At 31.0% G+C, this 13,248-nt stretch carries 10 protein-coding genes; 9 read left to right on the top strand and 1 reads right to left on the bottom strand.

What is annotated here, in order from left to right; genetic code table 11:
• Positions 1 to 40: 40 nt before the first annotated feature.
• The 5 genes from pyk (at position 41) to BR69_RS0103620 (ending at position 6,195) form a co-directional block, all read left to right on the top strand.
• Positions 41 to 1,459 carry a pyruvate kinase gene (gene pyk, locus BR69_RS0103640; protein WP_027631978.1) on the top strand — a complete coding sequence of 473 codons (1,419 nt, stop codon included), beginning with the start codon at positions 41 to 43 and terminating at the stop codon, positions 1,457 to 1,459.
• A 763-nt stretch (positions 1,460 to 2,222) separates the two neighbouring features.
• The gene (locus BR69_RS0103635) at positions 2,223 to 3,290 is read left to right on the top strand and encodes an ArsR/SmtB family transcription factor (protein WP_027631977.1); all 1,068 of its coding nucleotides are present in this window, start codon (positions 2,223 to 2,225) and stop codon (positions 3,288 to 3,290) included.
• A gap of 385 nt (positions 3,291 to 3,675) precedes the next feature.
• Positions 3,676 to 4,593: a ribonuclease Z gene (locus BR69_RS0103630; protein WP_027631976.1), complete on the top strand. Its 918-nt coding sequence runs from the start codon at positions 3,676 to 3,678 to the stop codon at positions 4,591 to 4,593.
• Between the two features lie 66 nt (positions 4,594 to 4,659).
• A complete protein-coding gene (locus BR69_RS0103625; RefSeq protein ID WP_027631975.1) occupies positions 4,660 to 5,019 on the top strand; it encodes a DUF1540 domain-containing protein in 360 nt (119 codons plus the stop codon).
• Positions 5,020 to 5,301: 282 nt separating this feature from the next.
• On the top strand, positions 5,302 to 6,195 hold the full coding sequence (locus BR69_RS0103620) for an acetamidase/formamidase family protein (RefSeq protein ID WP_027631974.1): 894 nt from the start codon (positions 5,302 to 5,304) through the stop codon (positions 6,193 to 6,195).
• A gap of 165 nt (positions 6,196 to 6,360) precedes the next feature.
• Here the strand turns inward: BR69_RS0103620 and gltS are convergent, their stop codons facing one another.
• Complete coding sequence (gltS, locus tag BR69_RS0103615) at positions 6,361 to 7,545, bottom strand: sodium/glutamate symporter (RefSeq protein ID WP_027631973.1); 1,185 nt, start codon at positions 7,543 to 7,545, stop codon at positions 6,361 to 6,363.
• Between the two features lie 481 nt (positions 7,546 to 8,026).
• On the opposite strand from gltS, the gene BR69_RS0103610 reads away from it, so the two are divergent.
• The 4 genes from BR69_RS0103610 (at position 8,027) to gcvPB (ending at position 13,046) form a co-directional block, all read left to right on the top strand.
• Positions 8,027 to 8,410 (top strand): carboxymuconolactone decarboxylase family protein, encoded by a 384-nt coding sequence (locus BR69_RS0103610; protein ID WP_027631972.1) that lies wholly within the window; start codon positions 8,027 to 8,029, stop codon positions 8,408 to 8,410.
• Positions 8,411 to 8,797: 387 nt separating this feature from the next.
• Entirely contained in the window at positions 8,798 to 9,580 is a 783-nt protein-coding gene (locus BR69_RS0103605) for an SDR family NAD(P)-dependent oxidoreductase (protein ID WP_027631971.1), read from the top strand.
• Positions 9,581 to 9,726: 146 nt separating this feature from the next.
• A complete protein-coding gene (gene gcvPA / locus BR69_RS0103600) occupies positions 9,727 to 11,124 on the top strand; it encodes an aminomethyl-transferring glycine dehydrogenase subunit GcvPA (RefSeq protein ID WP_027631970.1) in 1,398 nt (465 codons plus the stop codon).
• A gap of 368 nt (positions 11,125 to 11,492) precedes the next feature.
• Positions 11,493 to 13,046 (top strand): aminomethyl-transferring glycine dehydrogenase subunit GcvPB, encoded by a 1,554-nt coding sequence (gene gcvPB, locus BR69_RS0103595; RefSeq protein WP_027631969.1) that lies wholly within the window; start codon positions 11,493 to 11,495, stop codon positions 13,044 to 13,046.
• The last annotated feature ends 202 nt before the right edge of the window (positions 13,047 to 13,248 follow it).

Here is a 13,248-nt window from a genome sequence, read left to right as displayed (position 1 = left end):
CTAAAAAATGTGCTTAATCAACGATAAGGGAGTGTATTACATGAGAAAAACTAAGATAATTTGTACAATAGGGCCAGCAAGTGAAAAAGAAGAGGTACTATCAAAAATAATTGAAGCGGGAATGAGTGTTTCAAGACACAATTTCTCTCATGGAGACCATGAAGAGCACAGAAAGAGAATGGAACTTGTTAAGTCTTTAGCTAAAAAGCATAATAAGCCAATAGCTGTAATGCTTGATACAAAGGGACCAGAAATAAGAACAGGTAACTTCTCAGCAGGTAAGGTAGAACTTAAAGAAGGTAGCAACTTTACTATATATGCAGGTGGAGATGTAGCTGGAGATGAAACTAAGTGTTCAGTTACTTATGAAGGACTTGCTAAAGATGTTAAACCAGGAGATATGATACTTATAGATGATGGTTTAGTTGGATTAGAAGTTCAATCTGTAGAAGAAAACAAGGTTACTACTTTAGTTAAGAATAGTGGAATGGTTTCAAACCATAAGGGAGTTAATGTGCCTGGGGTTTCAATAAAGCTTCCAGCAATAACTGAAAAAGATATAGCAGACTTAAAGTTTGGTTGTGAATTAGAAGTTGATTTAGTAGCAGCATCCTTTATAAGAAAAGCTTCAGACGTTGAAGAAATAAGAAAGGTTCTAAAGGCTAATGGAGGAGAGAATATAATGATCTTCCCTAAGATAGAGAACCAAGAGGGTGTTGACAATATAGATGAAATAATAGCAGTATCAGATGGTATAATGGTAGCAAGAGGAGACCTTGGAGTTGAAATTCCAATAGAAAAGGTACCAGTAGTTCAAAAACTTATAATAGAGAAGTGTAACAAGGCTGGTAAGCCAGTTATAACTGCTACTCAAATGCTTGATTCTATGATAAGAAACCCAAGACCAACAAGAGCAGAAGCTTCAGACGTAGCTAATGCAATATTTGATGGTACAGATTGTATAATGCTAAGTGGAGAAACTGCAAATGGAAAATATCCAGTAGAGGCAGTAGAGACTATGGCTAAGATAGCAGAATCTGTAGAGGCTGAGTTAGATTATGCTAAGATCTTATCAAGAAAGAGAAAAGAGCATGTTCCAGGAGTTCCAACAGCTATAAGTTTATCTTCTGTTTCTTGTGCTATGGAGCTTGGAGCTAAGGCAATAATAGCTGCAACTCAAAGTGGAAGTACTGCTAAGATGGTATCAAGATATAGACCAGAATGTACAGTAGTAGCTGTAACTCCATATGAGAAGGTTGCTAGAAAGCTTGCATTAAGCTGGGGAGTTTATCCAATATTAGCTGAAAAGCAAGATAACACAGATGCTTTAATAAATAAATCTGTAGAAGAGTGCTTAAAGGCAGGATTTGTAGCTAAGAATGACTTAGTTATAATAACTGCAGGAGTAGCTGTAAATGAAACAGGTTCTACAAACTTATTAAAGATACACCAAGTTTAATTAAAAGATTATTAGTATATAACATAAAGGATAGATGAAAAATTTCATCTATCCTTATTTTTAATAGCAAATTGAGTGAAATTAACAAAAAGTTAACAAAATTTTGTTAAACTTTGGTATATAACCTATAGGAGTAGTAAATAAATAATGATATAATTAAAATTTGTCTAAGTAGAATTAAGAAAATGGCAACTGATTCTAAATAAGGCTATTGCACCCTAACCAGGTGCATTTTTTTTGCCTTAAAATAAGGTGAATTTACACTTCAGAAATTCTTTTTAGAAAAGTAAGGGTAGATGTAAGGATAAACCTTCTAAGAAACTTTTATATATTTTCAATGAATTAAAATATATAAGTTATAATATTAAAACTACATTAGATTCAGTTAAAACTTATTGAGTCATCAATCAGTGAAATGTAAATTATTTAATTAAATATATAGAGAGAAAAAGAAAAGAAATAAAATAATCATGGAAATTATTATTTTTAAATATTCATATAGATTATTAGTTAATGTATAAGAGTAAAGTTATGATAAAATATATAAGTGTAATATCAAATTTTTATCATAGAAGGAATCTTCCTTTAGATGGTGTTCTTTCTATCATCTGAAGGTTAGATAAGCTCATCTAGGGATGTGGCAACTGTTATCCCAACCTTTTAGAGGGTGGGGGTGTTGAAGCTTATAGCCATGAGATAAAGTAAAATATTAAAATTAATAGGGTAAAATAATATATACTATGAGGTGAATGGGGAGAGTAAAATGGAATTTATAGTAGATAATAAAATACAAGAAATAGATACTATAATAGATGCTTTATTTGTTAATGCTAATATGGAGGAGCTTGAAAGGACTTATAATCATTATAATTTAAGACTTTTACCTAATGAAAAAGATTTCTTAAAAGAAATAGAGAGCAAAGTGGACAAGGAGAAGCTTAATTATTTCTTTAAGGAATATGGGGGAGAGGTAAGTATAGCCAAGGCTATGTATTCTACAAAAACTTTATATGGAAAAACTTTAGAGGAATCCTTAGATTTTATAAGAGATGAGGAGAATTCTAAGATTTTAGAATCTTTAGTAGCAGATATGTTGTTTCTTAAGTTTGGAGATAGAAGTATAGTTAGGCAAAAGCTTATTAAAAAAAGTGTAGATAAGCACTATGCTTTAGAAGTTTTAGAGGAAAGCAGTATAGAACCACATTTAAAGTGGCATATATACATGTTTATAAACCATATAGAAGAGAAAAAGAGGGAGTTCTGCAGCTTTATAGAGGCAATATATATGGAGGCTAAGGAATCCATTGATAGGCTTTTAAGAGAGTCTAAAAAGTGGAGTAATGATATTAAAAGAAGTATAGAAGAAGAAGGATTAGAATACATAAAAAATACTTTTAAAAATATTGATATAGATGATAAAGCCTATGATAAAGTCTACATATATGTTAAAGCTCTTTTAAGTTATAACTTTCAATATGTAGGATACACTGGAGAAAGAGAGTTATATATAGGATTTGGAGTGAACTATGAAAAAGTACTTAGTACATTATGGGGAAGGGATACTTTTCAATGGTTTGAGGTGGTAGCAAAATGCATTGCAGATAAGGAGAAGTTTGAAATAATTAAAATTTTAAGTGAAGAAGAAAACTATTCTTTAGAGCTTTCCAATAGACTTGGAATTGCTACATCGGATATATCTAATCAAATAAAGAATTTAGGTTTAAGTAATCTTTTGATAGAGACTAAAAGGAATAATAAATATTATTATAGTTTAAATAAGGATTCTTTAAGAAGCTGGATTGAAGTTTTAATAGAGACCCTTAAGCTTTAAATAATTAGAGAGAGGTTTATTAAATAAGATATAAATAAAAGGTAAAATCTTTATTTTAAATAGGAACTATGTTTGAATAAAGATATATAATTAAAGACACTATAGAATTATTAGAGTAAGAGAGACAGTATATAGGTTTAGCTAAAGAGCCTATATACTGTTTTAATTATAGTATAAGAAATAATTTTATAGTGTTTATAAATTATAGAAGTTACTGTTGTAATATTCTCACCTAAAAGTATGCACTAGAACTTAAAACTTTAGGATAAACTATTTATAAGTTTTACTTCAATAAGTCATAGGTTTTGATTATTTAACGCAATCAATGGTTTAAGTTCTTAGTTATTAGGGAATTAAGTAAAAATTATAAAAGAGGAGAATTTAAATGATAGAGTTAGCACTTTTAGGAATAGGTGGAGGAATGCCTATGCCGGGTAGGTATTTATCGTCTCTACTTATAAATTATAAAGGCAGAAAGATATTATTAGATTGTGGAGAAGGCACTCAAGTGTCCATGAGAGAGTTCTCAAGAGGATTTAAGACCCTAGATTTAATATTAATAACCCATACCCATGGAGATCATATAAATGGACTAGTAGGGCTTTTAGCAACCCTTGGAAATAGCGAGAGAAAAGACAAGGTCACAATAATAGGACCAGAGGGGATAACTAAGGTTATGGAGGCATTTAAAATACTTATTCCTTATTTACCTTACCCAATAGAGGTTATAGAGGTTAAAGAAAATCAGGATTTTTCATATAGATTTATGGATATTAATATAGAGGCAATATATGTAGAACATTCCTCTCCATGTATGGCTTATAACTTTTTTATAGCTAGAAGAAGAGAGTTTATAAGGGAAAAGGCAGAGGAGCTTAATATACCTAAAGAAATGTGGGGATTACTTCAGAAGGGGGATAAAGTAAATATAGTTGATAGAATTGTTGATTCAAATTTAGTATTAGGGCCAGAAAGAGGGGGAATTAAATTTTCCTATGTAACTGACACTAGGCCTATAGAAAAAATAAAGGATTTTATTAAGGATAGTGATGTTTTCTTTTGTGAGGGAACTTATGAGAGTGTTGATAAATTGGATAAGGCATTAAAAAATTATCATATGACCTTTGAAGAGGCAGCTACATTAGCTAAGGAGGGAGAAGTGGAAAAATTAGTTCTTACACATTTTTCACCCTCTATAATTAATCCAGAAGGTTTTATAGAAAATGCTAAGAATATATTTGAAAATAGTTTTATAGGGAAAGAAAGAGAAGTGATTAGCTTAAAGTTTTCGGAAGACAAATAAAATTTGTATATTGAATAGGAACCAGGGGAAAATATTAAGATAATATAAGAAAAAAGGTGGTAGCTTATGAATAAATTAACCTGTAATGCAGTTAATTGTGTAAATAATATGGGAGGCTTCTGTACAGCAAGGGTTATACATATAAATGGTATACTAGCAGATGAAAGCGCGGATACTGAGTGTGGAACCTATGGGGAGAAGATTACAACTAAGGCATTAAAGAATATAACAAATGTAAATTTAGGTGGAGCTATAGCCCAAGGTCTTAATATGAATTCTGTAGAGATATCCCCAGGCATTGTTTGTGATGCAGTAAAGTGTGTATATAATAATGGGAAAAGGGGATGTAGTGCTAAAAATCTTTTAATAAATACTGATATATTAATTGCGGCAGAAAGTCCATATTGTGAGACCTTTGTTGAATAATAATAATTGTTTTCTTTAATGTACAGTATGTATAAGTATAAAATAACTTAGATGTATAATAACTCCTCTATATTCTGAAAGAGGGGTTATTATCTATAAGTTTTATAGAAAATTTATACTATTCTATATTTTAAAATAGTATAATTGAGTAAAGTAAAACTTAATTTTTTTATTTACTTAAAGCTTAGGATAACAATTATTGTTTTATAAGTTTAAATAATAAGATATTAGGTTTTAAACTTTATATATGAATATACACAAACTTATAGGGGAGGGGTAGTAATGAGAGCATCTAGCGATAAATGTATTTATTTCTTTGGTGAAGAGGTTAAGGTTGCTTTGCACTGTAAATCAGGACAAGTAATAACTATGGAAACTAAGGATTGCTTTTCCAATCAATTAGAGGATAAAAAAGAAATAGAAAATATAAATTGGAATAATATAAATCCAGCTACAGGACCCATATATGTAGAAGAAGCTGAAGAAGGCGATGTACTTAAGATAACTATATTAGACATAAATGTAAATGGAGAAGGGTTTATACTAGCAGGAGAAAAATTAGGGGTATTTGGAGATAGTTTAAAAGGAACCACCACAAAAACAGTTAAAATAGAAGATAATAAAGTGATTTTTAATGATAAAATTTCCATACCATTAGAACCTATGATAGGTGTTATAGGGGTATATCCAAAAGAAGATAAAATTAATTCTGGTACACCAAGAGAACATGGTGGGAATATGGACAATAAAAAAATAAAAAAAGGATCAACTGTATATCTTCCTGTGTTTAAAAAAGGTGGATATATAGCTCTTGGAGACTTACACGCCGCTATGGGAGATGGAGAGATAGGTGGATCAGGAGTTGAAGTTAAGGGAGAAGTTACCCTCAAAATAGAGGTTATAAAAGAAGACATAAAGCTAAGTAGCCCTATGATTAAAGATGATAAAGGATATTACACTGTAGCTTCAGGAGAGACTTTAGATGAAGCTATAGAAATAGCTAGTTATAATATGGCTAATATTTTAATGGAGAAGACTAACATAAGTTTTGAGGAAACTGTAATGCTTTTAAGTATATGTGGAGATTTAGAAATATGCCAAGTTGTAGATCCTCTTAAGACTGTAAGATTATTTGTTCCATTAAGTATCTTTAAAAGTTATGATATAGAGTTTTAAGTTAATAAAAAAAACCTAGAGAATTAATATTAGAACATTAATTCTCTAGGTTTTCATTTTATATTTATTTAGTGAAAATAAAGTGTTTTTATATGGGATGATAAATTTTTAGAAATATATCATTTTTATATAAGTTCTATAATAAGCACCTATATTAAGTGATTGTTATCCAAACAAGTTAACAAATAGAGTTATAACTAAAGAATTTGAAAAGTCTATTAAAAATGCTCCTACAACAGGAAGGATAAAGAAGGCCTTTGGAGAAGCTCCATATTTAGATGTTATAGCCTCCATATTAGCCATTCCATTTGGTGTTGCACCCATTCCAAAGCCACAATGTCCAGCGCTCATGACAGCCGCATCATAGTCTTTTCCAAGTAATCTAAAGGTTATAAAATAAGCGAATATAGCCATTAGTATAGTTTGCCCTATTAATAAAATCAGGAGAGGACCAGCAGTACTCTTTAGTTCCCATAATCTAAGATTTATAAGAGCCATGGATAAGAATACATTAAGACTAGTATTTCCAATTATATCAACGCATTTTGAGTTTATTTTCCACTTGTTTGTTTGCTCTCCTAGATTTAAGATTATTGCTGCTATAATCATTGAATCTATATATGAAGGTAGAATTATACCTATGCTATTAAAGAATATTTCAAGGATAGAACCAAGACCCATGGATATAAAAATAACCGAAAATGTATTAAAAAGGCTAGTAGAATTTACTGGTTCTAAGTTCTCCTCATTAGCTACAGTAAAAGAATCAGCATTACTTTTTAAATTATTTCTACTTATTAAAGATTTAGCTATTGGTCCTCCTATAAGGCTACCAAAGATAAGTCCAAAGGTAGCAGCTGCCATGGCTGTAGCTGATGCTCCTTGGAAACCGTGATTGCTTTCAAATAAGGCTCCAAAGGTGGCTCCAGTTCCGTGTCCGCCAGTCATGGTTACAGAACCTGAAATAAGACCAAGCAAAGGATTTACCCCTAGTATTTTAGACAAAAATACCCCAAGTATATCCTGACATATAACTAATAGAAGGGCAGAGGCAAAGAATAATCCTACCTGAAGTCCTCCTTTTTTTATAAGTTTAAAGCTAGCCCCAAGTCCAATGGTTGTGAAAAAGGCTAACATAAAGGGTGTTTGAAGGGTAGAATCTAAGGTTATAGATATAATACCACTTTCTGTGAAAAATAAATTTAATAAAGCAAAAAGTAATCCACCTACCACTGGAGCAGGAATACAAAACTTTTCAAGAATAGAGACCTTAGATTTTATAAAGGTTCCTATGTAATAGAATAAAATAGCTAGTGCTGTAGTTTGTATCATATTAAGTTTTAAAGTCATAAAAAACCCCCCTTTTTATTTGTGTATAACAATTTCTAAATAGGCAATAATGAATTATTTAAAAAAAAATATGCAAAAATAGAAAAATTCAAATATATTATTGATTACTTAAAATAAATTTTATGAAGAAAAATAATATAATTATTATATAAGCATTTTATGATATTCGTCACAAAAATACAAGGTTTTAATACTGGGAATTTTAAAAAGTAGAATATTAACTAATATTTTCAAGGATAAAACAGTTAAAATAAAAATATTATTAAAATTCAGAATATTACAGGATTGGTTGAAAAACTTTTAAAATAAGGTTAAAATAGAGGTATATATTGCAAAATGTAATAGTATTTAACAATTGGATTTGATTTACAAATAATGAGTGAGATTTATTGTTTTAAATATTTCTATATGATACTTTGTAATTAAATAAGTAAACATTTTCAAGGGGATGTAGACTATATATAATTAGGAGGAATTTATAATGGGAAAAAGTCCAAGAGAATTATTAAATGGGTTTAATAAGGGATTCAAAGAATTTTCAAAGGAAATGCCAAAGGAAGCTAAGAGCTTTATGTCTCTTATAAACACTACCTATGAGCCAAGCTATTTAGATTTAAAGACTAAAGAACTTATTAGTGTTTCCATAGGATTATTTTCACGCTGTGAATATTGCATAGCTGTACATGTACATAATGCCTTAAGTGCAGGTGCTACTAGAGAAGAGATATTAGAAGCAGCTATGGTGGCAGTAGCCTTTGGGGGCGGCCCTTCTATGGCTTATGGTGTAACAACTGTTAAAGATTGTTTAGATGAATTCGAAAAAGATTTTCATAAAAAAGGTAACACTGAAGAAGAAGTTGGTTAATTAGTTTTAGTTAATAAGCTAATATAAACAAAAGAAGCTATTACATAGGTAAATGGAATAGCTTCTTTTTGTTTAAATATAAATAAATTTTTTTACTTAAGAAAAATTAATGGTTATAAAGTAAGGGACATATTTTAATCTTAAAGGGGGGAGTATTTAATAATTAATAAGTGTATAGAGTATGTAAAATAGCTATCAGCTAAAAGAGTAAAGGTATAAAATAAGGTGATTCTTAATATTTATATAACTATAGGGGAGATAGAGTAAAAGCCTTTACACAACATATTACATTATTTATATCTTAAAGAAAATAAGAGAATTAAGTATTTATAGTAAAAGGTTAAAAATAAGTTAGAGGGATAAATTTATATATTTGGAGGGATATTTATGGCAAATAGAAAAGATTTTCTATCCTTAGATGGAAAGGTGGCAGTTATAACTGGAGGAGCATCAGGAATAGGACTTGCTACAGTTAAAAAGCTTGGAGACTTTGGAGCAAAGGTAGCTATGGTGGATGTAAATGAAAAAGAGGGAAAGAGATTAGAAGAAGAACTAAATAAAGAAGGATTAGAAGTTAAATTTTATAAATGTGATGTTACAAGTAATTTAGAGTGTAAGGACTTAGCTGAAAATGTACAAAAAGACTTTGGAAGAATAGATATACTCTTTAATAATGCAGGAGTTGCAAGACGTAAGAGTGTTGTGGATTTAGAAGAAAAAGAATGGGATATAGTTGTAGATGTAACATTAAAGGGAGCCTATTTAATGTCTAAGTATATAATCCCTATAATGGCTGAAGGTGGTGGAGGAAGTATTATAAACACTGGTTCTGGCTGGGGATTAAAAGGTGGAGATGATGCAGCAGCCTATTGTGCAGCTAAGGGAGGAATAGTAAACCTTACAAGGGCAATGGCTATAGACCATGGAAAGGACAATATAAGGGTAAATTCAGTGAATCCAGGAGATACAGATACACCATTACTAAGGGATGAGGGACGTCAATTAGGATTTAATGAGGAAGCATTTTTAAAGGATTCAGCTAAAGGAAGACCTCTTGAAAGGTTAGGAACTCCAGAGGATATTGCTAATTCTGTTTTATTCTTTGCAAGTGGACTTTCAGAATGGATTACAGGAGCAGCACTAGTTGTCGATGGAGGAGGAATAGCTTAAAAGTAAAAGTGTTTAGAAAAGGTTTCCTTAAGCAGGAGCTATGGCTAAATTGGTTCTAGATTTTACAATATATCTAATTATTATTAAGAAAATAAATTATTAGAACTGCATAGTCTATTAGTAAAATAAATTAGGAGGGAAGATAAATGACCATAAAGGGACTTAAAAATCATCCATATATTCCTAACTCTGTTTTAGAGGTTCAGGAAGAAATGTTAAGGGAAATAGGGTTGAATTCTTTAGAGGAGCTTCATGAAGAAATTCCAGAAAATCTAAAGTTAACTAAGAACCTTAAATTACCAAAGCCTATTACCTCAGAGTTTCAGTTAAAAAGACATGTGGAAGGATTATTAAATAAAAATATAGATTGCAGAGAGTACTTAAACTTTTTAGGAGCAGGTTGTTATGATCACTATGTTCCTGCTATATGTGATGAAATAAATTCAAGAGCAGAGTTTTTAACAGCTTATGGTGGGGAGCCTTATGAGGATCATGGAAGGTTCCAGGCTTTATTTGAATTTCAAAGTTTAATGTGTGAATTACTAGAGATGGAAGTTGTAAATGTACCTACCTTTGATTTTACTCAAGCAGCTGCAACAGCTATAAGAATGGCATCAAGAGCCACAGAAAGATTTCAAGTTATTGTACCAAAATCCATGGATAGAGAGAAGTTTTTGGGTATAAAGAATTATTGTAGTCCTCAAATATCCTTTATAGAGGTTGAATATAACCTAAAGAACGGACAGATTGATCTAAAGGATTTAGAGAGTAAGCTTTCAGATAAAGTGGCAGCAGTATATTTTGAAAATCCGACTTTCTTTGGAGTGTTAGAAGAAAAGGGAAGGGAAGTTTCAGACTTGGCTCATAAATTTGGAGTATTGTCATTAGTATATGTAGATCCAAGTACCCTTGGAGTTTTAGAACCACCAGTTAGATATGGAGCAGATATAGTTTGTGGAGACGCTCAAACCTTAGGAGTTCATATGAACTATGGAGGAGGACAATGTGGCTTTATGGCTACCATGAACAACCCAAGGCTAATTAATGAATTCCCATCAAGAATATTTGGAGTAGCTCCAACAGAGGTAGAGGGAGAATATGGTTTTGGTGATGTTGCCTATGAAAGAACCTCCTTTGCTTTAAGAGAAGGGGGAAAGGAATACGTAGGAACTCAAGCAGCTATATGGGGAATAACAGCAGCAGTTTACTTATCTCTTATGGGACCAAAGGGCATGAAAGAGATAGGACAAACTATCCTTCAAAAGTCTCAATATGCTGTGGAGGAAATTTCTAAAATATCTAAGGTTAAGGGTTCAAGATTCCATGGATGTTACTTTAAGGAATTTGTTGTGGACTTTAATGAAACAGGTAAGACTGTGGAGGAAATAAATAAGGCTTTATTAAAAAGAGGAATATTTGGAGGAAGGGACTTATCTAAGGATTATGAAGACCTTGGACAATGTGGGCTTTACTGTGTTACAGAGGTTACTTCTAAAGAGGATATAGATAGGTTAGTTGATTCTTTAAAAGAAATATTAGCATAATAGGGTACTGAGATTTAAAATATAAGTTAAGTTTTCACCTATAAATACTATAAATAAGTTTAGCTTAAGAACTTAGGATATTAGAAGAATAAGTTTTTTAAAGAGATATAAATTTAGTTATAACTAGGGAAGAGAGAATTATATATGTTGTAATCATGATAATCTATTAAAAAATATAAGATTATAAAATAATATATATAAGAGAATAAGTAAAAAGTTATTATTTATATTTAGAAACTAATTTCAGAATATTATGATTATAAGGTGGGGATACCATTATTATTTCCTAAGAAATATATTATGTAAGAATCAATAATTAATAGAATAGATATTTACCTTTTAACTTTAAGGAAAGGAGAAAATATTATATGAAAAAAATAAATAGAGACCATAAGGTTAGAAAGTTCCACCAAGCAAAGTGGGATGAACCTATAATATTTGAGTTAAGTAAGAAGGGGCAAAGAGGAGTTCTTCCTCCAAAGGTAGAGGAGGAAATAGAAGAGGCTGTTGGGATAGGATTATCAAGAATCCCAGAATCTATGAGAAGAAGAGAAGAACCTAATTTACCAGAGGTTTCTCAACATATAGTTTTAAGACATTATTTAAGGCTTTCTCAAGAGACTATAGGAGCAGATTTTAATGTGGAGATAGGTCAAGGAACTTGCACCATGAAATATAGCCCAAAGGTAAATGAAACTTTAGCGAAGATGAACAAAATTACTGAGCTTCATCCTTATCAAGATACATCAACAACCCAAGGAATATTAGAAATAACATATAAGTTAGATACTTTTTTAAGAGAAATATCAGGTATGGATAGATTTTCTTTTCAACCAGGAAGTGGAAGCCAAGCAATTATGGCTATGGCATCTATAGTTAGGGCATATCATGAAAAAAATAATAATACTCATAAAGATGAAATAATAACCACTATGTTTTCTCATCCTTCTGATGCAGCAGCACCAGCATTAAAGGGATATAAAATAATAACCATATATCCAGACAAGGAGGGGTATCCAGACTTTGAAGCCTTTAAGGCAGCTGTATCTGAGAGGACAGCTGGATTTATAATAGCTAATCCAGAAGATACAGGAGTTTATAATAGTAGGATAAAAGAATTCACAGATTTAGTTCATAAGGTAGGAGGATTATGTTGTTATGACCAAGCTAATGCCAATGGACTTCTTGGAGTAACAAGGGCAAAGGAAGCAGGATTTCATATGTGCTTCTTTAATCTTCATAAGACTTTCTCTACCCCTCATGGATGTGGAGGACCAGCAACAGGGGCTTTAGGAGTTACTAAAGAATTAGAAAGCTTCTTGCCAGCACCTATTGTGGATTTCAATGGAGAGGAATATTTCTTAAACTATAACCTTGAAAATTCTATTGGAAAGGTTAGATCATTCTATGGAGTACCACAGGTAGTGCTTAAGGCATATTCTTGGATTATGAGTTTAGGTGGAGAAGGATTATATGAAGTTGGAAAGGTTGCAGTTTTAAATAATAACTATTTATTTAAAAAGGTATTAGAAATAAAGGGAGCTAGTGCTCCTTATATAGAAGGAAAGCAAAGAATAGAGCAGGTTAGATATAGCTTTGAAAAGTTATATGAAGACACTGGAGTTACCATTGAGGAGTTCCAAAATAGGATGTTCGACTTTGGATTACATTTCTGGACTAGCCATCATCCTTATATTGTTCCATCGCCATTTACCTTGGAGCCAACAGAAACTACTTCTAAAGAAGATTTAGATGAATATATTGAAGTATTAAGGCATATTTCAAAAGAGTGTTATGAAAATCCTGAAATAGTTAAAACTGCTCCTCATAATAGTGTGGTTCACAAAATAGATTACACTGTTCTAGATGATGAGAAAAAATGGTGTCCATCTTGGAGAGTTTATAAAAATATAGCTAAATAGTTTTAAACATTTAGTATATGTTCAGCTTTAGAATTTTATAAAAAGTAAGTAGACATAGGTTTTTAAAGTTTGGTATTAGGAATTTCTCATAATCTTTATCTCAATTTAAGAAAATAAGAGTTTAAAAATAGTGATTTAAAGTAAACCTTTATAAGAAAAAATAAAACTTAGCTAGGAGCTTTATAATATTTTATTTATATTT

This window comes from Clostridium hydrogeniformans DSM 21757, assembly GCF_000686705.1.
Classification (GTDB): domain Bacteria; phylum Bacillota; class Clostridia; order Clostridiales; family Clostridiaceae; genus Clostridium_Z; species Clostridium_Z hydrogeniformans.
Note: the sequence above shows the minus strand (reverse complement) of the source record. Positions and strands in the feature narration are given on the sequence as shown.